Genomic DNA, 25,764 nt, shown 5'->3' on the forward strand with positions numbered 1-25,764 from the left:
GGCGCCTTCATCACCAGTTGGCTGGGTAAATCAACCGACGATGGTAACCTGGGGCACGATATGGCCTTTCTGGCGATTCCCGTAGCACTGGCCGTGGCTTTGCAGCTGTTCAGCCTGAAGCCCAAAGTGGCCGATAAACTGGAAGATTAATAGCTATTTTGATTTAGATAAAATATACCGATAGTTTTTTTCTCAATAGTTTAGAGTTTAGTTTGGTTGCCTGGGCTTGCGCCCAGGCGGCTTTTTTCGGCTTCGAAACTTGGCGGAAGGATTCACGACGGTTCTTTTTGATCCCGAATAATTTCGGAGGGCAGGTTGGCCATTGGTTTTCATTCAGCAGTTTTCGGAGTCAATCCTGATCGTTCAAATCGATTTCGAAAATCTTCGAAACCCATTCTGGCCGTCCTGTTTTACTTTGCAGCCCTGCGACGTGTTTCCCGATGCCTGGTTCCGACTTCGCAGCTTTTCGAAATGCAAACAGAATTTCAACTTGCTCTTTCCAATCCAGGGGCAGGTTTCCGTCCGCCTGTTTGTGAGGCAGCACACGGCCGGTATTATTTTTCCGTTTTCATTACTATCTTTGCGCCGCAGACCGTTCTATCGCTGTCCCGACCTTGTGTTGGGATTGAGGAAAGTCCGGGCAACGCAGGGCGCCATGCTTCCTAACGGGAAGACGGGTGAAAGCTTGTTTCAGCGTAACAGAAAATAACCGTCCGGCTTCTGCCGGATAAGGGTGAAAAGGTGAGGTAAGAGCTCACCGGTTCCGGGGGCGACTCCGGAAGCCGTACGCCTCATGGGTTGCAAGACCAAATATATCACGGTTGGCTTTATGCCGGCAGGGTTGCCCGCCCTGTTCTGTCCTTCGGGGCAGTCCCGAACTTGTTTCGGGAGTCGTGAGGGGTAGGTTGCTAGATCGTAACAGCAATGTTGCGGCCAGATAAATGATAGAAGCTCAGCTTCGGTTGAGTACAGAACCCGGCTTACAGGTCTGCATTTTTTTAGAATACAATTTTCAAGAATATAGTTGGCGTTAATGGTACAGCATTGGTATAAACTTTAACCACATTAAACTCGGGCGATAAGTTTATACTTCGCAGATGGTTGTACGAGAGGTTTTTCCGGTCGAAAATGTTCAGTACCGAAACTCCAAATTCGGTTTTCGATTTTTCCCAGTTCAATTTGTAGGTTAAAGCCAGGTCCACTCGTTGGTAGTCGGTGGAAACGTCATTGTCCGGGAATGCCTGGCGGATTAGTTTCTGGCCGGAGCCATAAACAAAATCAGAGGAGAAATAAAAACGCTTGTAGTTCAATAAGGCTGCAATTTTGAACTCGTGTCGCTGGTCATTAATTGCCGGCACATAGCCCGGAAGTGCATCGCCTTCCTTGGCCAGTCGCTCCAATGCTTTGCTCCAGTTGTAGCTTGTCCATATCGCTTGATTGCCGAAATCCTTTCGCAAATAGGTACTGATACCGTAAGCTTTGGCGTCGCCCGTATAATTGATATAGGCTGAATTCCATCCGGGTACGGCATTCTGATGTTGCTCAAAGACTTGCCTGCTTAGATTATTCGTTTTTTTGTAGTAGCTCTCAACATTGGCGGTGAACGAATTTTTGTAATAGTTCAGTCCCAGGCAATAATGCGTTGCATTCAACACCGGCACCGAGTTGGCACTGGTAACCCAGAAGTAATTGTAGTTATTGTCGCGATCGACATGAGCCAGTTTGTACATAAACTGATGGTAGCGACCACCGGCTACATTTAACTTCAGGTTTTCGGTAAATTTATACTGCATGCTAAACCGCGGTTCTGCAATGAATTTGTTGCCATCGTTAGCAACCAGAAAACGAATCCCCCCGTCAATGATTAGCTTTTTACCAATCGGCAAATGCTCTTTCACAAAGGCGTATAGGTGTGTGTTGCTAAACTGTTGCTCGCTATTTAGGTTTAGCGAATCGCCATAGCTGTTAATATTTACCAAGCTCGCCTTGTTAGTGTAAAAGCCAGCTCCAAAAGTCAGTTCTTTCCCGTCTTTTCGGTTAATTCTGTTTTCATTTCTGAAGCTGTATTCTTTAGCAGTGTTTGAGAATTCCAATTCGTTGCCAGTGTTCGCCGTTGTGGTGTTTTCGGCTTGGGCTTGCGTATTTTGAAATGCTTCGCGTGAATAGGATGATCTTGAAAACAGAAACTCGGAACTGATTTTTGCAGACCATTTCTTACTGTAAAAAGCTGAAAAACCGTCCTGGCTGTTTTTCTCCCTGTCCGAAAAGTCGACCAGCAAAGGATTTCGTGTTTCCGGAGGATCTTCTGAATTAGACGGCTTGAGTTCTTTAAGTGTTGTTAGGCGGTATTTATCGCCACCGAGGTAGAGGCTAAAATAAAGCTGATCGTTTTTATTGGGGTTGATGGTGTATTTCGCATTGAAATCCCGGTAGCGGTAGTTGTCCGGATAAACATCGAAGCCATTAAGGTTGGTGTTAAAATTTACCGGGGTTCTTGTGGTCTCATTTTTCGAGTGCGTTGGTGCATAAATGTTGAAATTGTTGGAGTTGTAGAGGTTGTAGTAGGTTTGTCGGTAGGCGATAACGAGCGACGACTTTCGGAATAGCGGTAGCTCTGCCATTCCATTCACGGTTGTTGCATTCAGGTTGAAGCTGAAAGTTGGTTTCTGCAGCGACCCGTTTTTCCCGATCATCTGGACGAGGCCACCCACGCGGTTGCCATATTGTGCCGGAAAACTACCTTGGTAGATGTTGATGTTTTTGACCAGGAATGGGTTGATGATACTGATGTTATTGTTGTAATTCTTCAACCCAAATAAGGTAAAGCCATCGAAGGTCATCAGGCTTTGACCTTCCTGACTACCTGAAAGCTGCAAATCGGCACTTTGCTCGTTTGTTGCCTGAATGCCTGGCATTAAGCGCAGCAGGTTAAAGATGGAGTTGTCGCCCTGTCCCGGCAGATACTGGGCAATGTTGTGATTGATCTTCATATTGCCTGCTATGTCGCCAATCAGGGTTGAGCGATCGATCGGTCGGTTTTGTACCTTTATTTCCGGTAGCGGTGTAATTGAGGGTTTTAGTGTGAAATGTTGATCAATACCGGTATAAAGAACTGTATCAAAAACAAAATAACCCAGATGCGAAATTTGAAGGTGAAAAGAGCTGTCAGCTGATGCGATAAAATTAAACGAACCGGTTACGTCGGCAACCAGTTTTTTTTTATTAATGATGATGTTGGAATAGGAGAGAGGCTCCCGGGTTCCGCTTTCGACAATCTGTCCGGATATATGAACGTCGCTCTTTTGCCCGGTTTTTCCTTTTTTCAAGGGAATGATAATAAAGACCTTCCCGGCTTTCTTCAATCGGAATGGAAGTGTGTTTAGCAGGAAATTGAGCGTTTCTTCATCTGTTTCAAATTGCTTCTGAACGCTTACTTTATATTTCGAAAGTTCGTTTTCGGTATAAGACAGTTGAAGGCCATATTGATCACGCAGTTGATGTAAAACCTCATTTAGCGGCTTGTCTTTCACGTTGACCGATATTGGCCGATCAGGTTGAGCAAGTCTGGTTAACACCAGCAAAAGAAACAATATACAAAGCGTTCCTCTGATCATTCCCAAGCGTTCCTTATGAGATATACATTTGCTGATTTCTTCTCGAATTTCAAGCCTGCTGCGGGGCATACAAAACTTAATACCTCTTCAATTTTTGAAGTTCTGTTGAAATTGCCGGTATATAAGTCATGCGTGTTTGCTTCCAGCTCAATTGTGACGGCATATTGTCGCTCAATTTCTTTAAATACCTGGCGAATTGGGGTTGCTGTAAACAGGAAAATATTGTTTTTCCAGGTAATCTCGGTTGTCAGGTCAACTTGTTTGTTTAAACGGATTTGGCCATTTTCCAATATCTCTGCCTGGTGGTTAGGCAACAAAATGACTTGATTGTCCGGCGAGTTACCAACACGGACTTTGCCGGTAACACAGGTAACCCGGTAAACTTCTTCGCGACTAAATATATTAAAGCTTGTTCCCAGTACCTGAGTGGTTCCGAGAGCTGAGGATACCGAAAACGTCTTTCCTTTTTCAACCTTGAAGAATCCTTCGCCTTCAAACTTAAGTGTGCGTTGAAATGTCCACCACAAAGGGTAATACGTTAATTCCGACTCGGCATTTAACTCAACTTGTGAGCCGTCGGGCAGCATGGCTGTTTGGTGCTTGCCGGCAGGAACAGTGATTGTTGTTGAGTAGAAGCGCAGGAAAGATGTGACGGCTGCCAACACGATAATGGTCGCGGCAATTGATAAGCGAGCTACCGGCAGTCGACGAACGATAGGAGCATCTGCAATTTTATGCAATAGCTCCGTTCTGATCTGGTCCTGGCTTTTTCCCCAGCGGAATGTACCGCCCGAGAAAAACGACTTGCTGTGGTTGTCTACAGCTTGATGGTCTTTATGTGATTGATCTGCCTTCACGTTTTTTAATTGTTGTGATGCAAAAAAAGAGATGCGTAAACCAGAGTACAATATGGTTTACTTGATCGCGTAAGTGCGTTTTTAAGTGCGCCAGCGCCAGGCTCATGCGTTTCTCAATGGCTTTCACGCTTAGCCCGAGCTGATCTGCAATTTCCTTATATTTCAGCTCATCGATACGGCTCATCAGAAAGACTTCCCGCTGTTTTTCCGGCATCGTCTTCAGGGCATTTTCGTAAGCTTCCTTCAGTGCTTCGAAATTGAGTTGATCTTCAGGTGTTAATCCTTTTTCATCAATCTGATAGGTTTCGAAAAAACGGAAGGCCTTTTTCTCTTTATGGTACCTGTTGATGTATAAATCGCGGGCAATTTTAATCAGCAGGTTTTTGGCTGTTTTCTGTTCAATAACCATCTGTTTTTCCCAAATCCGCATAAAGGCATCCTGCGCGATGTCGGTCGCGATTGTTTCGTCGCCCGAACGATACAAAAGGTATTTCCGAATATCGTTGAAGTACAAATCGAAAAGCTGTGTAAATTCTTCCGTTGTCAATTGGGTTAGATTTGCATGTTTGATGTCAAATATAACTGATTTTTGTGGAAAGAATTTTGTTAAGGCGACGTTTTGCCTTCAATTATGGCCCATGGTGGTGGTTGTGTGTTTCGCACTGATTATTTTCCATTTGCGTTTTTTATAATTCCCGTAAACGGAGCGCTTACCCTACTTTTTGATGCCTGTGTGTCAGAAAAATCCTTCATGATTCCGGAGAACCTCCAACAGGGATGAACGTTTACTATTTTTCGACCAGGCTGTTGTCGTTGTTTTCAAAAGTTGTCGGGTTGTCGTTCCTCGTCTAATCAGAACCAGCTATTGACATGGCCGCCTTCGTGTCTCTGCGCGGTGGACTTTCACCGAAAAAGAGAGGCTGCAGCAATCTTTAAATTGGCAGCCTCCCGGGGTGAATCGCTATCTTCCTCCCGGACCAGTCCCTCCCGGGCCGGTCGTTCCGCTGCCCGAGCCAACGGTGCTTACCGCGCTCGATATCGTGAAAGAGGTGTATTGAGTACCACCGGAATACGTTCCTCCGGTGTATAAACCGTCTAATTCTGTTCCGCCACTGTACGATCCTCCTGTGTTGATATAGTAGCTTGATCCGTTTGCCAGTTCGGATGATGAAAACAGCACGGTGTAATACGACCGTGACGGTTGAAAGGTGATCAGGTCGTTACCCTGAGCATCCTGGATGTTGAAAAGCGTGCTTGAGCTTTTGGTTGAGCCTAATCGTGCCAGAACAGAATACTGGCTTGATGATGACGATGGTGTTTCGGTCATATTCGAATTAGGGCCGGTAATGGCGATAAAACCGCCCGAGATGGTAAAGGTTCCGTTTACATCAACGCCCACTTCCATCGATGAACTTGCGCCGTGTACCAATACGGTACCGCCCGAGATGGTAATTTTACCGTTACTGTCCAAGCCGTCGGCTTGTGGTGTTACAACAAGATAGCCTCCGGTAATATCCAGCAAGCTACTGTCGTCCGATTCGCCACCGTTGCCTTTCGAGGCATTTAAGCCATCATCCGATGCCGTAACATAGATCGTTCCGCCATTCACATTGATGTAAGGGCCTTCAATGCCTTCGTAAGATTTGCTAATGTTGATGGTTCCGCCATTCAGGTTGACTGTATTGTCGGTATGAATACCATCGTCGCCGCTGGCAATGTTGTATGTTCCGTCATTCAGCGAGATCAGGTAGCCCGAATGGATGGCGTCGTCCGAAGAGTTGATGGTAAAATCGCCGGTTTCGATTACGATGCTCACATCGGCTTTTAGTCCTTTGGCCGATTCGCTGCTGCTTGCATAGCTGCTGCTGCCTCCGCCCGATTTCAGGTTGAAGGTTCCGTCGGTAATCAGCAAATCGGTGGTTGCTTGCATGGCGTCGTTACCCGAGGTTATTGTAATCGTTCCGCTCTCAATTGAAATGTAGCCCTTGGCGTCGTCTTCATCGTTGTCGGATTTAAAACCGTCTCCGCCGGCGGTGACATCGATTGTTCCGCTTTCGATGACTAAATAATCTTTTCCCCGAATTCCATCGTCAATGGCATTGATTTGAATTGTTCCGCTGGCAATGATTAATCCATCTTTACTGGCGATGCCATCGTTGTAGTTGGCGTCAATAATTAACGAACCGTTACCCGAAATCGAAAGGTCACTTTTGCTAAACAGAGCCGCATTCGGTTCATCTTCGTCAGAACTGGAGAAACTGTATGAAGAGCCGTCCGTGAGGTAGTTTTCTGTTCCGTCGGCCAAAATGACAACCACTTTTTCAGCACTCATCACGGCAATTGGAGCACTGTTCGAGCAGGTTATATTTACGCTGTTCAGCACGATTTTTACGGCTTCTTCGGCTTCGGTATCAACGATGATTTTTCCGTTTGTTAATGTTCCGCTAACAAGGTAAGTTCCGGCAGCGGTAATCGTTGCAGTTGTTCCATTGGCGGTAGCTCCGTCGCCGCTTACCGTTATCGAAGTGGTGTTTAATACGATTGCGGTAGCCGATTCGCCGTCCCAGGTATAATCGGTTGCATCTTCGTGATCTTCGGCATTGCCGGTTTCAGTATCAACCACGGTTACTTCTTCGTCCTCATTGCCCGATTGCGACGCTTCATTCGTGCTTTTGGTACACGAAAACAGCAATGCAAACAACAGTGGGATCGTAAAAAACAGATGTTGTGTTTTCATTTATTTGGGTTTTGAGTTATTCTTTTTTATGCTTTCGGTTGTTCAGTTCTAATTTGTAGCTAAAGCCGATAACTGTTCTGTCGACCGGATCGTTGACATTGATTTCGTGATCGAACTGGGTGTATAGTTTGAACTTGTTATGCTTGTTGATTTTGTATTCAGCCGCTAGTTTGTAGCGTAGTTTATCAAATTTATTCCCATCAGGATTATTGAGCTGATAGTGGGTTTCCATTGAGAACGAAGGTGTGATTTTCGATTTCGGAATATTGTACTCGACTTCGAAGCGGTTTCGCCATTTGTTCTTCGGATTCATTTTATAATCGTGCACCGTTTCGTCTTTAAAGGTCATTTGAAAGCGTTCGCGTAAGCTAAACTTAAAGCGATTCCATTTCAGATCTCCTGTTGTGTGAAGGTTTAATCGATGGCGCGATTGAAGATCATCATATTCCGTATCGTTAAAAAGAATGAACTGGTAGCTGGTGCCAAACTCCAGGTGTTTCAACGGTTTATAGTCGATCGCCAAGGAGGTGTAAAGTCCGTACAGATCAGTCATGTTGTCCATGGTTCGAACTTCTTCGCCGACCGAAAAACTCCAGTCTTTAATTTCCTTTTTTAGCTCAAATTCAGCCCACCCGCCTAAATCGTTTTCCTGCGACCTGGCTTTGTTTGGCAAAAAGAGTATTGCGAACACGAATGCCCAAAAATGCGGTTTTCTCATAAGGTTGTGATGATTTTATTAGAGGGGAAATTGATTAATCTTCATATTGTCCGAACTGTTTGTTTCGCCATTGCCCGGATAGAATACTTTAATATGGGCAACCTTCTTTTTGAAGTCGATCTGGCCAACTTCAAAGCGACTGATATTTAGCCCGGTTCGTGTCTTCAGGTCGTTCAGCATCTCCTCCTGCTTGTCGGGGGGTAACAAATCGATTCGTTCGTAGATGATGGCTTTGCTTGAAGTATGCTTGAGTAAATGTTTGGTTTCCATTAACCAGGTTAACAGCACAAAGATGACGTTTGTAATCAAAAGCTCTTGCGTACTGTTGGTGCCGTTGCTCAGTGCATTAATCACCGAAATACCGATGATCACAAACAGGTAGGTCATTTCCCGAACCGGAAGTGAATCGGTGCGGTAACGAAGGATTCCGAAGATGGCAAAAAGCCCTAAAGCAAAGCCGACCTTTATTTTGACACTTTCGAGCAGGTAAACCATCAGGAAAATGGTTGAACTGACCATTAAAAAGGTAAATAAGTAATCACGTCGGTGGGTTTTCCGATAGTAGAAATACCCCATGATAACACCGGTAACGATAAAGTTCAAACCAAAAAACAGCAGCAGCCCCAGGTAGGGTTTTTGCTCGATAAGGCTGATGGTTTCCGATGGATCTGGCAATACTTTTTGTGCGACTTGCTCAATGTCTAACAGATTTTCAGTTTGTAATAAGTATTCAAGCGTATTTTCCATTTCTGTGGTGCAAAGTTTTCGTTGCTGATTTTATTACAAATCCATTAAATGTTTCGGAGCCCCTACCTGTTGATTGATATTTTTTTGCCGCTGATCAGAGGCATTCTTTTCATTTTTGGTGGCGTGAAATATAGTTGGATGGGGAAACAGGCTTTTGGGTTAGCGCAAAGGGCACAGCGCGGGATGTTCAACGACTTGGACTTCCGGAACAGAAGGTGCACCGGGCAGGCTTTCAGCGGAGCAAGTAGAAAACAAAAAACGACAAGTCGGAGCCAGTCTCTTTATTCAAAAAATACCGGATCAAAATGAACCAATCCCTGAACGTGTTCCAGAGCACCAGGAATCAGCTCAATAGCCATACAGTTAATGTCGGGCGCATCGAAAGGCATTTTAATTCCAAAGCGGCGGCATAACTCGTAGCCAAAGCGCGGGTAGTAATGGGCGTGGCCAACCAAAACGATGGAGGTATAGCCCATCTCGAGCGCCTTGTTCTGTGCCGCAACAATCAGCTGGCTGCCAATTTTCTGGTGCTGATAGTCTGGTAAAACAGAAACAGGAGCCAACACCAGCGACGGGTACGATTTTTCCTGGTCTTCGATGGTAATTTTGGTCAGTAGAATATGGCCAACGATGGTTCCGTCGTCCAGGCAGGCAACCATCGATAATTCGGGCACAAAAGAAGGGCTTTGGCGCAGTCGTTCAATAATCAGCTGTTCATTGTGTTCGCTGATCTCCATACGTTCAAAAGCCGCTTTTACCAAGTTGAAAACAGCTTGGTGATCAGCTTCTGTTTCTTGCCGGATCTGTACCTTCATCGTTTCCGTTTTAAACCATTAACTATAATCTAAGTTCGGAAAATTTTAGTTAAGGTTCCAAATTTTAGGCGTTAATCTTCCCGGGCAATCAAAGCTGTTCCTTACTTTTTCCCTTTTTTGGTTTCCCAGATTTGTCTCAGGGTTTGGTTGGCTTCGGTTTTATATCGAAAATCACCTTTGGATACACCCAGGCGTTGCGATGAATAAATCCCCGAGTTTCCGCTGAAATAGTAGGCAATGAAGCAGGCGATGGCGTAGTACAGAATATGTTCGCCACCAAACAGTTCAACGCCCATCAGCGTACAGGCCATGGGCGTATTGGTCGCGCCGGCAAAGACCGCGATAAAACCTATTGCTGCAAACAAATCAACCGGATTGCCCGTTAGCGTTGCGATGGTATTGCCGAGGGTAGCGCCGATGAAGAACAGCGGGGTAACTTCACCACCTTTAAAACCTGTTCCCAATGTTACTGCGGTGAAAACAAGTTTCCACAACCAGCTCATTAAATCAACGCCATCGGTTTTGAAGGCATTGACCAGGCTAACACCGCTGCCGTCGGCTGTGGTTACGCCAATGCCCAGGTAGTCGCGGGTGCCCAAAAGGAAGGTCATGCCAATGACGATTAGACCACCGATAGCAGGAATGAGCAATTTGTGTTTGATGAATTTGTTGGCCAGGTCTTTGATTTCGTGTGTCAGGTAGGCAAAAGCGTTGCCGGCCAAACCAAAGAAAATTCCTCCGATAATAACGAAGAAAATCAGCTTCAGGTCGAAATGCAAAAAGGAAAAGGACGATTGTACGTGATCGTGAAAATCGACATGGTAGTGCGTATGGGTAATTCCAAAGGATGAACAGATGATATCGGCCATGATGGAAGCGGAGAGGGCCGGGAAAAGTGCATCGTATTTAATTTTTCCGAAAGCCAGTACCTCCAGGGCAAAGATGGCTCCGGCAATGGGTGTGCCGAAAACGGCACCAAAGCCGGCAGCAACCCCCGAGATCAATAAAATGCGGGTATCTTCCTTCGATAGCTTCAGCAGTTTGCCCACAAAGGCGGCCATACTACCGCCAATTTGCACGGCTGTACCTTCTCGGCCGGCCGATCCTCCAAACAGATGGGTTACGACGGTTGTGATTAACACAAAAGGTGCCATGCGCGCCGGAATACCACCACCGGGTTTATGAATTTCGTCGACAACCAGGTTGTTGCCGGCTTCGGCGTTTTTGCCTTTGAACCGGTATAAGGCAACGATAGCGATACCCGCAACAGGAAGCAGATACAACAGCCAGCCTTGTTGCCAGCGCGTTTGGGTGGCCAGTTCAAGCAAAAACAGGAAGATGGCAACCAGCGTCCCCGAAATGGCGGCAACCGGGAGGGTCAGCATAAACCATTTGAGCACATATTTCAGAATGTAAAACTGATCGAGATGGCGTTTGACTTTGAAGGGCATAAGCAGCTGTTTATGGTATTCTTCCTTGTTTTTTTGATGAACGGTAAAATTACACGAATTATTCGGGTATCATTTCATATTGGCTATGTAAAACTGTTATGTCGGTCGATTTAATGAAAACGAAAGACTATGCGAGGGTAATGGGCAAAGCGCAAGCAAAATAGCTTAAAGACTCCGAGTGGATCTTCAACAGCGGTGAAAGGCGCGGTTTTTTGCTTGTCGTGTTGTCATTCTACATCTAATCAAAACCAGTTACGGGTATTGCGACTTAGCACCTCTGTGTAGTAAGACTTATACAAAAAAAGCGCGAACCTTACGATTCGCGCCTTGAGTGCTATTGGCATAGCTAAAGTCTATGGGTGGTTTTAGTCACCTTCATATTGCATAAAATCGGGGAAGCCGCTTTCGGTCCATTGCACCACGCGGGCTCGTGTGGCACGATTGGGATCCGACAGCTCGTGTCCTTTGATCTCTTTGTAGTCGCGGGCATGATAAATCATGATGGTGGTTTTGCCATCTTCGGCCGTGGTGAACGAGTTGTGGCCGGGGCCGTATCGTTTCACATCTTCGTTAGTGTAGAACACCGGGCCGGGTGATTTATGCCAGTTCGAAACATCCAGGATGTCGGCATCTTCGTCAATCCACAACAAGCCCATGCAATAGTTATGGTTTGTGGCACTGGCGGAGTAGCTCACGAAGATTTTGCCGTTCTTTTTGAGTACAGCAGGACCTTCATTCACTTTGTACTTCATGCACTCCCAGCTAAACTCCGGCTCGGTGATCACCACTTCGGGGCCGGTGAGTGTTGTTGGGTTTTTCATTTCGGATAGAACCAGTGCTGTTCCTTGATCTTTGCCGCGCACATTTTGGGCCCAGATCAGATACTGTTTCCCTTGGTGCTCGAATGTTGTGGCATCAAGCGAGAATGACTCTTGCTGTGTTTTTATTTGTCCTTCTTCTTTCCATTCGCCCTGCATCGGGTCATCCGACGCATTTGACAACACCCACATGCGGATGTTCCAGATTTTTTCGGCCTCGCCGGCAGCAAAGTAAATGTACCATTTGCCATCGATGCGGTGCAGCTCGGGAGCCCATATATGGTGCCCCATGACGCCGGCGGCATGTTTATGCCAAAGTTCCTTTTCCGCGGCATCTTTTAAGCCATTGATGCTTTTGGCTTTCCGCATCACAATGCGGTCGTATTCCGGAACGGTTGCAATCAGGTAATAAGTTCCGTCGTCGCTTTTGTACACCCAGGGGTCGGCACGTTCCAGTGCAAGCGGATTATTAAACTGAAGTGATTGGGCATGGCCGGCGATGGTGAGTCCAAGCAGGATGATCGCCAGCGTAGTAATTTGTAATAGTTTCATCGTTCTTTTTTAAGTTATGGAGGATTTTGAATCAAAATTCAAGCCAAATATAATAAATGTCGACGTTTTGCCATCTGTGCGGTAGGTCTGTCAACCGGGACTGATCATTCATCAGCGTTGGATATTGGGGAGTTGGGGAATGAGTTGAAGCAAAGCACAAGTGCGAAAACTGCGCTTTGCTTCAACTTAGTTGGCTTACATTTCAGTTGAAAGTTCACCTTTGTTTTTCAGATGCTTGTCGAAGAATTGCTCCATGGCACCGTAAAACTCGAACTGATTTTCCTGGTTGTAGAAGCCATGGCCTTCGTTTTCTTTCATGATGTACTCAACCGGAATGCCCCGGGCGCGCAAGGCTTCAACCATCTGGTCCGATTCGTCCTTGTTTACGCGCGGGTCGTTTGCTCCCTGCGCAATCAGCAGCGGACATTGGATGTTGTCGGCATGAAAAACCGGCGATACTTCAGCCAGCATCAGGCTGTCCTGTTGCGGGTCGCCTACCATTTCGTAAAACATTTTGCGGTAAGGTTCCCAGTAGGGTGGGATGGTATTCATAAAGGTGAACATATTGGCTACGCCCACATAGTCTACCGCGCAGGCATAGAGCTCGGGAGTGAGTGTAATGCCGGCGAGGGTGGCATAGCCGCCATAACTTCCGCCGTAAATGGCAATGCGTTGCGGATCGGCAATGCCCTGGTCGATCAACCACTGCACGCCATCGCTGATATCGTCCTGCATGCTGCGTCCCCATTGTTTAAAGGAGCTCTCCCAAAATTCGCGGCCATAGCCGGTTGATCCGCGGAAATTCATTTGCAACACCGCATAACCGCGATTGGCCAAAAACTGCACCTCGGGGTTAAATCCCCAGCTGTCGCGGTACCAGGGGCCGCCATGCGGATTGATCACCGTGGGCAGGTTTTTCGCTTCAACACCTTTGGGAATGGTCAGGTAACCATGAATGGTCAATCCATCGCGCGAACGGTATGCAATGGGTTTCATCTCGGCCATGTTGTCTTCCTTGAGTTGCGGCATAAAGTCGGCCAGCTTTTCAAATTGATCGGTATTGACGTCGTAGAAATAATAGCCGCCAAAGTAGCGGTCGCTGTAGGCATAAACCAACAGTTTGTCTTCATTTTTATTTTTTCGGGTAACCAGGAAGGTGTATCCCGGAATTTTAGCCTGAATTTTCTCGTCAATTGCTTTGGCTTCATCATCCAGGAAAAACTTTTGAGGCTTATCGGTTTGGTAGTTGATCACGGTCAGTGTTTTCCGTTTGCGCGAGTAATCCAAGCCGCTGATATCCACTTTCGGATTTTCGTAGATCACGCGTAGCTCTTTCCCTTCGCGCGGGTCAAATTCAACCAGTGCAGTTTTGTCGCGTCCCAGGTTGGAGGCGCAGTACAGGTTTTTGTTGTCGAAAGTAAACAGATAGGGTTGAAGGGTTTCCTTGAAATTGGTTGTCAAGACCGTTTTGAACGGTGCTTTTTCGGTTTCGCGGAACAAGAGGCTGGTGTTTACGCCGTCGGTGGTAATGGCTGCGCGGATTTTCCCGTCGTGGTCGGTGATCCATCCGGTAATATTGCCTGGGTTTTCAGCCACCATGGTCATCTTGTCATTTTTAGTATCCAGGTGATAAACATCGAAGATTTGCGGATTGCGTTTGTTGTTCAAAATAAGCATTTCATCGGGTTTGTCTTCCAGAATATCGAGAACGCCCGAACGTACACCCTCGAAGGGGGTGTGGTCGGTAAGGCCCGTGCCGTCGGGTTTTACCGATAGGATGTGAATGTTTTCGTCGCCTCCTTTGTCTTTGGCATAAACAATCCGGTCGTCGCTTTCCCAGAAACAGTTATAAACGCTTCGTTCGGTTTCTTCGGTGATGGGTGTGGCAATAGTGTCGCCCAGCTTTTGAACAAACACATTTTTACGGCCTTTGTATGGTGCCATGTAGATGATCATTTCACCGTTGGGCGATATGCGAAACTGCCCTTTGTCGGGATCTTTAAAAAAGTCTTCCATCGCAACCGGTTCAGCTGTTTGTGGTTCAGCCTTTTTTTGTCGGTTGGAACATGCACAAATCATGAGGATCAGCATCGTCACGAGTGCCAGGGATAAAGAATGTTTCATGATGAATTGTTTTAGGAATGGATGAAATATTGAAAATAGTATGCACTTGTTTTCCATGGAGCCAGTCAGCGGGTTTTGTTAATCGGCAAAGGTTCCGATTTGTTTTGCATTGGTTGTCTACGTTTTATGCTGAGGGGAGTTACCGTAGACGCGGAAATTCGGTAATCGTTGGCCGCACAGGTTGATGTCCGGAAATATCCAGCCGTGGTGAAGGCTATTCGGGGAGAACTTCGCTTCAACAAGACGGAAATCAACCGGCGAGCTTTGGCCTTCGAAAGATGAAGTGTAAGGCTAAAAAGCAGCGGGGGCTTGCGAGCGGCCTTGCGTTTGATCCGAAATCATGCTGTTCTTAATCGGATGAAATCGGAATTTTTTAGCTCCGTGTACGGATATCTAAAAAGTACGAGTTGTAATTGGCTGGTCTCGGTTTTTTTGATACAAAAACGAAACAAAAAAGTCCGGCAAAACCGGACTTCTTATGCTGTGATTTATTGGTCTGCTTAATCGGGTAAGCCATATTTTTCAACGACAAAGTCGATGTCTTTGTCACCGCGTCCGCTGAGGTTAATCAGGATGGATTGCTGCTGGTTTTCTTTGGCCAGTTTCAAGGCATAAGCTACGGCATGGGCGCTTTCAAGTGCCGGAATGATTCCTTCCAGGCGGCTAAGCTCGTAAAAAGCATCGATGGCTTCCTGGTCGTTGGCAACACCGTAGTTTACCATCTCCAGATCTTTCAGCATGCTGTGTTCGGGGCCTACTCCCGGATAGTCGAGTCCGCTGGCCACCGAATAAACCGGGGCAGGTTCTCCTTTTTCATCCTGCAGGGTGTAGCATTTAAACCCGTGAATCATACCCGGTGTACCGTAGGTCAGCGTACTGGCATGGTCGCCCACTTTGTTGGAGATTCCGCCGGGCTCCACACCATGCAGCTGAACATCGTCGAGGTGCAGAAAGCCCGAGAACATACCCATGGCATTACTACCGCCACCCACGCAAGCCACCACATGGTCGGGGTTTTCGCCGGTCATTTCGAAGAATTGGTCCTGCGCTTCGATGCCGACAACGCGCTGAAAGTCGCGCACCATCATGGGGAAGGGGTGTGGTCCAACCACCGAACCGATGCAATAAATCGAGTTGACCGGATCTTTCAGGTAGGCTTCGAAGGCCGAGTCAACCGCTTCTTTGAGGGTTTTTAGGCCGTGAGAAACCGGAATAACCGTTGCGCCCAGAATCTTCATGCGTACCACGTTGGGGTGTTCCTTGGCAATATCAACCTCGCCCATGTGGATCTCACACTCCAGCCCGAAATAGGCCGCAGCTGTGGCCAGCGCCACACCATGTTGTCCGGCACCGGTTTCGGCAATCAGTTTCTTTTTGCCCAGATATTTGGCCAGCAAAGCTTCGCCCATGCAGTGGTTCAGCTTGTGCGCTCCCGAGTGGTTCAGATCTTCGCGTTTCAGGTAGATACGGCCGCCGTACTTGGCCGACAGGTTCTGGCAATAATACACCGGCGTTGGTCGGCCCTGAAAATGCTTGCGAATGCTGCGCAGTTCGGAAATGAAATTGTGCGATTTACTGATGCTGTGATAGGCATTGGTGATTTTATCCATTTCGACCTGTAAATCGGGTGGAATAAACGAACCACCATACTCTTTGTAAAATCCGTCTTTCGTGGGATATTGTTTAAAGTAGTCTCTCATAAGTTTCTATTTTTTCAAAAAATGAACTTACGAATTTAATGTTTTATCCTTTCATCGGTTTCAGAAATGAAGATTTGTCGTGGATTTGCAGACAGAATCGTTTCGTGTGGGGGAAGTGGGGAACGGAAAGCCTTGCAGCGACAATCGGCTTTCTCCGTATTGATCGATGCCGGGCCGAGACCGGAGGATTGAGGGGAATCCGGGGGGGGCTAAACGAAAAAATGTGCTGCCGAACGAATCCGGCGAGCACATTTCATGGATTAAAATGGTTCAGGTTATTACGTTTAAATATCTTAGAGGGCTTTGCTTGTTAGGGCTTTAGCCTGATCTTGTTCGTAACGGTTTTTGAAAAGTGCTGCAGCGCCAACCACGGCAATGTCTTTCAGCTCGGTTTTCATCACTTTAAAGTTTTCAATCACCTTTTTGTACGGGAATGTTTGCACGGTTTCCATCATCGCGTCTTTCCAGAACTCGTAAGAATTGCTGACCGAACCACCGACGATTACCGCCTCGGGAGCCAGGATAAACAGGCTCGTTTTAATCAGGTTGCCCACGTGATGCCCAAACTCGGCAAACAGTTTTAAGGCTTCCGGATCGTTTTGTTTGGCTCGCTCGTACACGCTTTGTCCGTCAACCTTATTAATCAGGCGGAAGAACTTACCGCTGCAGTAGGTTTCAAAGTCGGCATCCAGATAGGGGAGACCACCGACTTCGCCGGCTCCGGCAACTGATCCGGAGTACAGGTATCCGTCGATAACGATGCCGGCACCAACGCCGGTTCCCAAGGCCAGACAAACCACATTTTTGAAGGCTTGTCCTTCACCGTAAATTTTTACGCCAATGGCAAAGCAGTTGGCATCGTTGGTGATGTAAACCGGTTTTTTGAAGTGATCTTCCAGGTATGCTTTCAGATGTACTTCGCGCCAGGACGGAATGTTGGTTACTGAAAAGATCACGCCTTCTTCTTCGTCAATCAATCCGGGAGCGCCAATGCCAATACCCATGGCATCCTGGTAGCCGTTCAGACTTTCAACGCCCTTCACAATTTGCTGCATCACTTCCTCTTTGGTGCCAGTGGCAGGAGTGTCCAGTTTCACAAACTCTTCAATTTTGCCGTTCACTAAAAGGCCAATGCTAATTTTAGTGCCGCCAATATCAATCCCTACAATTTTTTCAGACAACATACACAGTTTCTTTAAGTCAATAAATTCAGTTTCTTATTTCTCTCGGCTCATTTCGAGAACTAACTCGCCTCCGGCCATGATATCCTCGTAGCTGATATAAGGCTTATCGTAAGGCTGGCCGTTCAAGCTTTTCGATTGGATATAGATGTTCTCTGAGCTGTTATTTTTTGCTGTAATGCGGAAGGTTTTTCCTTCGGGAAGCTTGATGACTGCTTCATCCAGATCGGGGCTTCCGAAGACAAATTTTCCGTCAGCCGGGTTAACCTGGTAGAATCCCATGGCCGACAACACATACCAGGCCGACATTTGGCCCACGTCTTCGTTGCCAATTAAACCATCGGGTTTGGTGGTGTAGAACTCCGACATGATTTTACGCACCAGTTGTGCGGTTTTCCAGGGCTGACCTTCCAAAGCATACAAGTAGCTAATGTGGTGGCTGGGTTCGTTACCGTGAGCGTATTGCCCAATTAAGCCGGTAATATCGTTTGAGGCATGTTCGCCCATATCTCCCTCGGCAACAAAAAACTCGTCGAGCTTAGCCAGAAATTTTTCGCGACCGCCCATCAGCTCAACCAAGCCTTGTACATCTTGGGGAGCCAGCCAGGTGTATTGCCACGAGTTTCCTTCGCAGAAGTCGTCGGCACGGTGCTTGGCGTGGAAGGGATCGAAAGGTGTGCGCCATTCGCTGTCCGACACACGGCCACGCATAAAGCCCACAGAGGGGTCGAAGTAGTTTTTGTAATTTTCACCACGCTTTTTGAAATATTCAGCGTCGTCGCTTTTGCCCATGTCTTCTGCCATCAAAGCGATTGAGCCATCGGCTACAGCATATTCCAAACCTTTGGCAACGGTTTCAACATCGCTGTTGGCTGGCATGTAGCCGTATTTTTTTACCAGGTCGATACCGCGTCCGTCGCCCATGGCCGTATTTTTCACTGCTTCCCAAGCCAGGTTGGCATCGAAGCCGGTGAAGCCTTTGCGGTAAGCATCAACAACAACCGGAACGCCGGGGTAGCCTACCATACAGTAGGTCTCGTTGCCAACCAAATGCCAAACCGGAAGTTCGCCCTGTTGCTGGTAGATATGAAGCATGGTGTTCACAAAGTCGTTTACGCGCTCGGGTTGCGTGATGGTAAACAGCGGGTGGTTGGCCCGGTAGGTATCCCACAACGAGAACGTGGTATAGTTGGTGAATGATTTGTCGTTGTATGTTTTGCCATCAGCACCGCGGTAGTCGCCGTTTACATCCTGGAATACCGAGGGGGCAATCATGGTGTGATAAAGAGCCGTGTAGAACTTGGTCAGTACTGCCGGGTCGGCTGATTTGGCGGTAACTTTTGCCAGTTCATCGTTCCACCGGGCATTCGCGTCGGCCACATATTGGTCGAAATTCCAGTTTGGAGCTTCTGCTGTCAGGTTTTCTAAAGCATTGGCAACGCTGACGGGCGAGATTGCAACTTTGGCTTCAATCAACCCATCAGCCAGGCTGCCAAAGTCCAGGTCGGCTTTCAGCTTTTCGGCTGTAGCTTCAGTCTGTTCTTTGTTGTCGCCGTAAAGCTTCAGGTTTTTTAGCGGCTGCGAGAAAACAGCTGCAAAATAGATGCGTTGATCAACAGCCCACCCTTTCGACAAGCGGTAACCGGTAACCAGGGTGTCGTTTACTTGCTGCAACTGCCCTTCAACAGGAGCATCCCAGCCAATACCACGTTCCAGGTTTACGATGATATGCGCATCAGCATTGGGCTGAAAAGCGTAACGGTGAATACCAACGCGCTCGGTGGCCGTAAGCTCGGCTTTAACCTGATAGCGGTCAATATTAACGGCGTAGTAACCGGCTTTGGCAGTTTCATCCTGATGGGTGTATAAGGCCAGGTATCCGTCTTCGGGTTTTTCCGGTGTTCCCAGTTCTATTTTATAATCGCCGGTAACGGGCATCAAAACGATATCGCCCAGGTCGCCGATTCCGGTTCCGCTAAGGTGCGTGTGGGCAAAGCCGATCAGCGTTGAATCGGAATAATGATAACCGGAACACCAGTCCCATCCCTGAGTGATGTTCGACGGGCCGAGTTGTACAGCACCGAAGGGGACATTGGCACCTAAGAACACGTGTCCGTGGAAGCCGGTTCCGATGTACGGATCAACATATTGGGTTAAGTCCGCCGGGGCTTGTGTTTCTTTCGGCGGTTGGTTGCCGCAGGAGGCCAACAGGGCAACCGAGCAGGCTGCTAAAGTCAATTTCTTGATTGTTTCTCTCATGGTTCTATCTTTTGTTTGAGTTTTTTACTTAAAACTGCGCCAATATGGCCAGTACTTCATCGTTCACATCGCCAAAAAGCGATACCCCTCCGGCACCGTTGTCAAGGGCATAGTTGATGCCGCTTTTCAGCTCGTCCATATCCTTAAAATTGGGGAGAAATAGGCCCGAGTATAGCGGAAAGCGGTCGCATAAAAAGTGGATGCCTTCCTTGACGGCATCGCCGATCCAGCTTACTTGTTCGCGATAGAAGCCGTGGTAAATCATCGGGCAAATGCCATCGAGATTCCAGTTTGTCCAGTCCTGACGGACAATGCGACGGGCAACCTCGGGGGTGGGGAATACCGCGGCCGTTATTTTTTTATTTTTTTGATGGGCTATTTCCGCCAGTTGATTGACAATGGTCGTAATCCGGTTGTAGCGGTAGTTGCGCCACGACAAGCTTTGATCGGGATATTCCAGATCAAGCGGATCAACACCGTGTTCGGCCTTGAATTTGCTGCGGCAGCTGTCGCAGTAGCAGAAGTCGTATTCCGGCAATTCCTGTTGTTGAACAATGCCGTAGTTTTGCCATAAATCGACCGGTAAAATTACATCGCAATAGCGCACATAGTCCAGGTGAATGCCATCCACATAATCTTTCTCCAGAATCTCGGTGACCCGCTCGCGCAGGTAGTTTTGTGTTTCGGGTTTCGAGGGGCACAGCCAGCGGTAATAATCCACATAAGGCGGATTGGTTGCGCAGGACTGCCCGTTGCGGCTCACGGCAAACCAGTCGGGATGTTGCTCGCGCAGTTCTTTTTCGCCGCGGTTCATGGTCCACATCCAGCGATGTGTTTCCAAGCCGGCTTGTTTGGCTATGCGGAAATGCTTTTCACTGTCGGCTTCGAAGAACATTCCCCGGATGCCGGCAGCGTAATATTTTTGATATTTAGCCAGCAGCGAATCGGCATCTTCTTTTTCGTTTGGATTTTCCCATACCCAGTGTTTGTAGCCCGATTGTTGCGACGAAACGGCTGGTTTTGCGGGTGCACATCGTGCTGCAATCATTCCGGCACCGGCCAGTAAACTTGTCTTTAAGAAATCACGTTTATTCATGCTTGCTTATTTGTTGACAGCCTGAATGAGACCGTCGTTGTTCAGTGTGTATGTTTGACCATCGTCGTCGCTTACGAAAACGGTAAACTGCTGCGGGCTGGCCGATAAATTGACCTGGAAGCTGCGGCCATTACGTTCCAGCTTAACGGGCAGATTTAATTCTTTCAGTGATGTGGCGAAACGCTTATTTTCGGCTCGGTATGCCTGTTGGTAGTAAAACACTAACCAGCAACAGTCGCGCAACTGTTGATCCTGAGGATGGCTGAAAGCTACCGGTTGTTCGCCTACTGTGTTGGTTGAAAACTGAAGTAGTCCGTAACGCTCGGGAGCGTGCATGCTGATAATTCCCGGAGCACTCCATACCCAGTTGTATTCGGGGTAGGATTTTCCGGTTTCCGGGTTTTTCTTCTGGTGGTATTTGCCATTGGTGACTTCAGTCTGCCAGTTTACACGCGAAAAGTTGATGCGCCATTGGTCGCCGTCGGCAGGAGCAACGGCATCGCCCCAGATAGCCAGCTCGGAGAACGGAATTTTGATTTCTACAGTCCAATGATGATCGGTGTCTGCCGGATTGTTGATTGTGCCGTCGATACTGACCGCGCTTTCAAAACCAAGCGAATTGTAGCTGAGCAAGGCCTGACCACCCGAGCGGTACGATTTCGACATAAACAGATCGAACAGGTTGTTCCGTGCATTCACTTCGTACTCGAAGTAGTTGATGCCATCTCCGTTGGGATCAACAAACACTTCAAAGTCGTTTTCGTGGTACACAATCATGTCCCGTTGGTCGTAGTAGGCCCAAATATTGGGTTCTTCGAGCTGTGCCAGGATATACAGATAGTCCTGATCCCACAGCATTTTCATGCGGGTTTGGTAAAGCGGTGCAGGCATTCTGTCTCCTTCAATGTCTACAAAGTCGTCCGACCATTCCGCTTTAGTCCACGAGCTTTCCAAAGCTTTCCCGTCAATGGTGATTTTTTCGGCAACCCGATAGCCGAGGTAATGTTTTGCAGGCTGAAACAGCTGTTCGTATTTTGTCCACGGTGATTGGGCAACACACGCGGATGCCCAAAGTACCAGCGTTAAAACAAACAGGTATGGAATTGTTTTTAGCATTCTTTTCTCTTCGCTACGATTCAAGCTTCCCGGATCCGGTTGGCCGGGAAGCAATTGTTTGATAATTGAGATTGTTTTTCATGTTTTCAGTATGGCTTTTTGAAGCCTGCCTTAGTAAAGGCTCACGTTCGAGATTAGCGGGCAGGCTTTGGCCGCTTCAATGTTAATCCGGACTTTTGTGCTAACCACCGGGTCGATGGTTAAGATACGTTTGTAACCGATGGTTGTTTCTTCGGCTACCTTCACCCAAGCATTGTCCTGAAGAATTTCAACATTAAAGGCTTTTACGCGCTGGCCTAACTTGATATACTCGCTAAGCTGAATGTACTTGATTTCTTTCGCTTCCGGGAGTTCAATTTCAAGGCTTGCTGTTGTTGTGCTGTCGTTGGTTGCCCAGTAGCTGTCGGCATCTTCATCCAATACGTTTGAGGCGGCGTACTGAGGAGCATTACCACGTGTTTCGGTGGCTGTGGCTTGGCCGTTTTTCGCCAGGTTGTTTCCGAAACGTTCGTCCAAGAGCTTGCGAAATCCCTGCAGCGAAGCAATATCATTTTCGTGGAACAAACCACGTTGATCCGGCGGGATGTTCAGCAGCAGGGTTGAACCGCGGCCTACCGAGCTCATGTAAATATTGAACAGTTCTTCGGGGGTTTTTACTTTGGAATCTTCCTCCTGGTGGTAAAACCATCCCGGACGGATGGAGATATCAACTTCGGCCGGCACCCAATCTGCGCCGTTTTCGGCACCTGTTTCCAGCAAACCGCTGATTCCGGCTTTCCCGGCATACAGGGTATCTGCAGTAATCGTGTTCCAGTTGGTTGGGTTAACACGTCCTTCTTCATTGCCTACCCAGCGCAAGTCGGGGCCACCATCGCTGAAAAATAGCACTTCCGGTTGAATTTTGTGCACCATCTCCAGTGTCGCAGGCCAGTCGTAGTAGCTTTTGCGGTCGATTTTGCGCATCTCGTTGGCACCGCCGTAGTAGCCGTCGCCACCATTGGCTCCGTCGAACCACATTTCGAAAACAGGCCCGTAGTTGGTGAATAGTTCTTTCAACTGATTGCGGTAATATTCCACATAAGAAGGCTGACCGTAATCGGCTCGGTTGCGATCCCAGGGCGACATATAGACCCCGAATTTCAAGCCAAACTTGTGGCAGGCGTCTGATACAGCTTTCACGATATCACCTTTCCCATCCTGAAACGGACTTTGAGCAATGTCGTGATCGGTATATTCCGAAGGCCACAAACAGAAGCCATCGTGGTGCTTGCAGGTTAAGATTACACCTTTAAATCCGGTGTCCTTGAGTGTTGATACCCATTGCTCGGCATCAAATTCGGTTGGATGCAGCAAGGCGGGCGATTCGTTGCCGTATCCCCATTCCTTGCCGGTATAAGTATTGATGGTGAAATGTATAAAGGCGTTTAACTCCATTTCGTGCCAGGCTAACTGACGTTCGTCAGGCACCGGGCCAACAGCTGTTGGTGGCGCGACGGTTTTATGCTGGCATGATAACAGTGCAAAGGCCAGAGCCAATATGCTGATACTGTTTTTGAATGTTGTGTTCATGATTTTTGGTACTGTTTGTTATTGTTTATTTGCTGGCGTTGAACTCGAAGCTTAATGCGGGATAAGCGGCGTTCTTTGAGCGGAAAGAAGCGGGAATCGTAACAACGACTTCATCGTTTACCACTTTCCATCGCACTGTTTTGTTTGCCGACAGCAAGGTCATTTTAGAGCCTTTGGCCGGGATGTTTCCTTTCCATTTTATGGTTGAAGGCACTTTGGCTCCTTCTTCGATGCAGGCAATAGCGTAAGTTTTCTTTCCATCTTTACTTGCTGTAAAGTAGGTGTTGCCGTCTTCGTAAACCGGTGTAATGCGTGTGTTGTAAATCGCTTTGCCATTGGCGTCCATCCAGCTTCCGATTTCAGCCATTAATTTCACAGCTTCCGGATCCAGCGTGCCATCCGGTTTAGGCCCTACGCCCAGAAGCAGTGCTCCACCTTTGGCTACAATTTCAGTTAAATCATGAATGACTGTCGTCGGGCTTTTATAATGCTCGTTGGGAACAAATCCCCAGTTGTTGCCCAAGGTGATGCAACTTTCCCAAGGGTAGGGAAGTTGTTTCTCGGGAATGGCGCGTTCGGGAGTTTGGTAGTTTTCATAAGGACCGTGCACGGTACGGTCAACAATTAGTAAGCCTGGTTGTGCTTCGCGGGCCATGGTCGCAATTTTGGGCATGTCAATTTGCTGATCCCATTCCGGGATCGGAGCTCCCCACGAAAGGACTTCTTCATTAACTGTTTCTTTCGGGCGCACCCAACCTCCGTCGAGCCACAGAATATCCACCTGCCCGTAATCGTGCATCAGCTCGCTGATTTGATTGTAGGCGAATGTTTTGTAATTATCCCATTTTTTCGGGAACTTGCGAATGTCGTAGTTTACGTTGCGGTTTGGGGTAGCATATTTATCCCACCAAAAATCCTGGTTGTGCCAGTCGGGTTTCGAATAATAAGCACCAATCCAAAATCCTTGTTCCCGGAATGCTTGAAAAACATATTTGGCAACATTAGCCTTCGGATTGCCCGCAAAGGGGCCATTGGTGATTTTGTAATCTGTTTGTTGGGTGTCGAACATATTGAAGCCGTCGTGGTGCTTGGTGGTAAATACCAGGTATTTCATGCCGGCATTGGAGGCGGCTTGTGCCCACTGGTCCGGATCGAAATTAACCGGATTGAACTGATCTTTCAGCCCCCAGTACCATTTTTTGTAGCCGCAGTAAGTCATACTGTCGGGACGGTTGATCCAATCTTCGGAACAAAGCTCCCATGATTCAATGATTCCCGGAACTGCGTAAAGCCCCCAGTGGATAATCATTCCGAATTTCAAATCCTGCCATTGGTCCAGCTTGGCAAGTACTTGTTTGTCTTTGGGCCATTCGTATTCATGCGACTGCGGATGAATACCTAATTCCTGTGCGCGGACTCCCGATAGCAGAGTCGCTGCAAATAAGGCGGATAGGAATAATTTTTTCATAGGATAATATCTTAAATTAAGAACTCGATTTCTTTTGCGATCCTTCACCGGCTAAATTCCCGATACCACAAATATAATGTTTGCGCACACATTTTTTGCTAAAAACACATTTTTTTTTAATTCCAGGTAGATATTTGGGGGTAATAGTTGTCCTGATTATGAATGGGATGGCTGCCTTTGCCGGAATTGGAAGCGCACCGGCTAAATCTCCGGGTGTTGCCGTTACCACACTATTAAGGTCGTTTTGCATGTCGTTATTGAGGATGCGCTTTGATCCTGGAGGATGTTCCCTGGTTTGTAGTCCGCTCTTCTTTTTCTTGTCGGTTCGGCTGTCTGTCCTTGAATTTATGGCGCGATTTTTCGCTGAAATTTTTGCAGGAATAGGGGTGGGGCTTCGGCTGTGTCCGGTTAATGGCGTTGTGGTTTTCAATGGAAATAGATTGATCTGGGGTTTTAGTCAGATGTTGGTGATTGGAATATCGCCCGAAGGGGATGGTTGATCGTTTTTTGTGTCGGAGGAAGGAGTCGGTTTATGGTAGTGGGATGAGGCGGCTTGCTTTGAGTGGCTTGCATCAGACCTTATTGGAGATGCAGATTTTGTTGTTCTGCAATTTTCGTGGGGATCAAAATACTTGTTTGTTGGCGCGTTTGGTTAAACCTTAAGTTGTGGATTGTGTTATTTAATGTGTGCGGACACTATTTTTTGTGTTAATTTTATGTGTGCGGGCACATTTTTTGGATAAAAACCATTTCTTTTTAAAAAAGTATACTTAGTTTTGAAGAAATCTAAATAACAAAAGAGTCTGGAAACAGCAATATAAAATATTGACAGTTATGAGTTACAGCCTAAGTTACATCGAAAGATCAGTTGAGAAACTCCCGATCAATGTTGTGGAGGATCAGTCAGTTGGCGCCAAAATGATGGCGGAAATTATAGCCGGT

Annotated in this window: 18 protein-coding genes and 1 other RNA gene; 1 reads left to right on the forward strand and 18 read right to left on the reverse strand. The window is 47.3% G+C overall.

Annotated elements, in window-relative coordinates:
• The first annotated feature begins 584 nt into the window (after positions 1 to 584).
• Positions 585 to 999: RNase P RNA component class A (rnpB, locus tag C8N47_RS17795), an RNA gene on the forward strand.
• Here the strand turns inward: rnpB and C8N47_RS17800 are convergent.
• From C8N47_RS17800 to C8N47_RS18715, 18 genes are all read right to left on the reverse strand, one after another.
• Positions 999 to 3,530, reverse strand: a complete 2,532-nt coding sequence (locus C8N47_RS17800; RefSeq protein ID WP_170111442.1) for a TonB-dependent receptor domain-containing protein — start codon at positions 3,528 to 3,530, stop codon at positions 999 to 1,001. The two genes, rnpB and C8N47_RS17800, sit on opposite strands and share 1 nt — an antisense overlap.
• Positions 3,531 to 3,610: 80 nt before the next feature.
• A complete protein-coding gene (locus C8N47_RS17805; RefSeq protein WP_107823929.1) occupies positions 3,611 to 4,471 on the reverse strand; it encodes a FecR family protein in 861 nt (286 codons plus the stop codon).
• Entirely contained in the window at positions 4,449 to 5,018 is a 570-nt protein-coding gene (locus C8N47_RS17810; RefSeq protein ID WP_245915753.1) for an RNA polymerase sigma factor, read from the reverse strand. Before C8N47_RS17810 ends, C8N47_RS17805 begins: the two co-directional genes overlap by 23 nt.
• Before the next feature lie 414 nt (positions 5,019 to 5,432).
• Positions 5,433 to 7,208 (reverse strand): carbohydrate-binding domain-containing protein, encoded by a 1,776-nt coding sequence (locus C8N47_RS17815; protein ID WP_107823931.1) that lies wholly within the window; start codon positions 7,206 to 7,208, stop codon positions 5,433 to 5,435.
• Between the two features lie 16 nt (positions 7,209 to 7,224).
• Complete coding sequence (locus C8N47_RS17820) at positions 7,225 to 7,926, reverse strand: DUF2490 domain-containing protein (protein ID WP_107823932.1); 702 nt, start codon at positions 7,924 to 7,926, stop codon at positions 7,225 to 7,227.
• 18 nt (positions 7,927 to 7,944) lie between these two features.
• Positions 7,945 to 8,673 (reverse strand): DUF4956 domain-containing protein, encoded by a 729-nt coding sequence (locus tag C8N47_RS17825; RefSeq protein ID WP_107823933.1) that lies wholly within the window; start codon positions 8,671 to 8,673, stop codon positions 7,945 to 7,947.
• Positions 8,674 to 8,954: 281 nt separating this feature from the next.
• The gene (locus C8N47_RS17835; protein ID WP_107823935.1) at positions 8,955 to 9,488 is read right to left on the reverse strand and encodes a GNAT family N-acetyltransferase; all 534 of its coding nucleotides are present in this window, start codon (positions 9,486 to 9,488) and stop codon (positions 8,955 to 8,957) included.
• Between the two features lie 101 nt (positions 9,489 to 9,589).
• Positions 9,590 to 10,939: a voltage-gated chloride channel family protein gene (locus tag C8N47_RS17840; RefSeq protein WP_107823936.1), complete on the reverse strand. Its 1,350-nt coding sequence runs from the start codon at positions 10,937 to 10,939 to the stop codon at positions 9,590 to 9,592.
• 365 nt (positions 10,940 to 11,304) lie between these two features.
• Positions 11,305 to 12,309, reverse strand: a complete 1,005-nt coding sequence (locus tag C8N47_RS17845; RefSeq protein ID WP_107823937.1) for a glycoside hydrolase family 43 protein — start codon at positions 12,307 to 12,309, stop codon at positions 11,305 to 11,307.
• A 195-nt stretch (positions 12,310 to 12,504) separates the two neighbouring features.
• Positions 12,505 to 14,433: a S9 family peptidase gene (locus C8N47_RS17850; protein WP_245915754.1), complete on the reverse strand. Its 1,929-nt coding sequence runs from the start codon at positions 14,431 to 14,433 to the stop codon at positions 12,505 to 12,507.
• A gap of 500 nt (positions 14,434 to 14,933) precedes the next feature.
• Positions 14,934 to 16,133 carry a tryptophan synthase subunit beta gene (trpB, locus tag C8N47_RS17855; RefSeq protein WP_107823939.1) on the reverse strand — a complete coding sequence of 400 codons (1,200 nt, stop codon included), beginning with the start codon at positions 16,131 to 16,133 and terminating at the stop codon, positions 14,934 to 14,936.
• Between the two features lie 293 nt (positions 16,134 to 16,426).
• Entirely contained in the window at positions 16,427 to 17,317 is an 891-nt protein-coding gene (locus C8N47_RS17860) for an ROK family protein (protein ID WP_107823940.1), read from the reverse strand.
• Between the two features lie 33 nt (positions 17,318 to 17,350).
• Positions 17,351 to 19,573 carry a GH92 family glycosyl hydrolase gene (locus C8N47_RS17865; RefSeq protein ID WP_107823941.1) on the reverse strand — a complete coding sequence of 741 codons (2,223 nt, stop codon included), beginning with the start codon at positions 19,571 to 19,573 and terminating at the stop codon, positions 17,351 to 17,353.
• Between the two features lie 28 nt (positions 19,574 to 19,601).
• The gene (locus C8N47_RS17870; RefSeq protein ID WP_107823942.1) at positions 19,602 to 20,669 is read right to left on the reverse strand and encodes a family 10 glycosylhydrolase; all 1,068 of its coding nucleotides are present in this window, start codon (positions 20,667 to 20,669) and stop codon (positions 19,602 to 19,604) included.
• A 6-nt stretch (positions 20,670 to 20,675) separates the two neighbouring features.
• Positions 20,676 to 21,785, reverse strand: coding sequence for a sugar-binding protein (locus C8N47_RS17875; RefSeq protein ID WP_211316203.1), 1,110 nt, complete (start codon positions 21,783 to 21,785; stop codon positions 20,676 to 20,678).
• 111 nt (positions 21,786 to 21,896) lie between these two features.
• Positions 21,897 to 23,354: an alpha-L-fucosidase gene (locus C8N47_RS17880; protein ID WP_107823943.1), complete on the reverse strand. Its 1,458-nt coding sequence runs from the start codon at positions 23,352 to 23,354 to the stop codon at positions 21,897 to 21,899.
• A gap of 25 nt (positions 23,355 to 23,379) precedes the next feature.
• Positions 23,380 to 24,822, reverse strand: a complete 1,443-nt coding sequence (locus C8N47_RS17885; protein WP_107823944.1) for an alpha-L-fucosidase — start codon at positions 24,820 to 24,822, stop codon at positions 23,380 to 23,382.
• Positions 24,823 to 24,838: 16 nt separating this feature from the next.
• Positions 24,839 to 25,252 (reverse strand): hypothetical protein, encoded by a 414-nt coding sequence (locus tag C8N47_RS18715; RefSeq protein ID WP_146161571.1) that lies wholly within the window; start codon positions 25,250 to 25,252, stop codon positions 24,839 to 24,841.
• Between the last annotated feature and the right edge of the window lie 512 nt (positions 25,253 to 25,764).

Origin of the sequence: Mangrovibacterium marinum, assembly GCF_003046625.1 — a bacterium.
Taxonomy (GTDB): domain Bacteria; phylum Bacteroidota; class Bacteroidia; order Bacteroidales; family Prolixibacteraceae; genus Mangrovibacterium; species Mangrovibacterium marinum.

Coding starts and splice junctions, on each gene's coding strand:
- C8N47_RS17815 (WP_107823931.1), bottom strand. CDS start 7,208: ATGAAAACACAACATCTGTTTTTTACGATCCCACTGTTGTTTGCATTG.
- C8N47_RS17820 (WP_107823932.1), bottom strand. CDS start 7,926: ATGAGAAAACCGCATTTTTGGGCATTCGTGTTCGCAATACTCTTTTTG.
- C8N47_RS17825 (WP_107823933.1), bottom strand. CDS start 8,673: ATGGAAAATACGCTTGAATACTTATTACAAACTGAAAATCTGTTAGAC.
- C8N47_RS17835 (WP_107823935.1), bottom strand. CDS start 9,488: ATGAAGGTACAGATCCGGCAAGAAACAGAAGCTGATCACCAAGCTGTT.
- C8N47_RS17840 (WP_107823936.1), bottom strand. CDS start 10,939: ATGCCCTTCAAAGTCAAACGCCATCTCGATCAGTTTTACATTCTGAAA.
- C8N47_RS17845 (WP_107823937.1), bottom strand. CDS start 12,309: ATGAAACTATTACAAATTACTACGCTGGCGATCATCCTGCTTGGACTC.
- C8N47_RS17850 (WP_245915754.1), bottom strand. CDS start 14,433: ATGAAACATTCTTTATCCCTGGCACTCGTGACGATGCTGATCCTCATG.
- trpB (WP_107823939.1), bottom strand. CDS start 16,133: ATGAGAGACTACTTTAAACAATATCCCACGAAAGACGGATTTTACAAA.
- C8N47_RS17860 (WP_107823940.1), bottom strand. CDS start 17,317: ATGTTGTCTGAAAAAATTGTAGGGATTGATATTGGCGGCACTAAAATT.
- C8N47_RS17865 (WP_107823941.1), bottom strand. CDS start 19,573: ATGAGAGAAACAATCAAGAAATTGACTTTAGCAGCCTGCTCGGTTGCC.
- C8N47_RS17870 (WP_107823942.1), bottom strand. CDS start 20,669: ATGAATAAACGTGATTTCTTAAAGACAAGTTTACTGGCCGGTGCCGGA.
- C8N47_RS17875 (WP_211316203.1), bottom strand. CDS start 21,785: ATGCTAAAAACAATTCCATACCTGTTTGTTTTAACGCTGGTACTTTGG.
- C8N47_RS17880 (WP_107823943.1), bottom strand. CDS start 23,354: ATGAACACAACATTCAAAAACAGTATCAGCATATTGGCTCTGGCCTTT.
- C8N47_RS17885 (WP_107823944.1), bottom strand. CDS start 24,822: ATGAAAAAATTATTCCTATCCGCCTTATTTGCAGCGACTCTGCTATCG.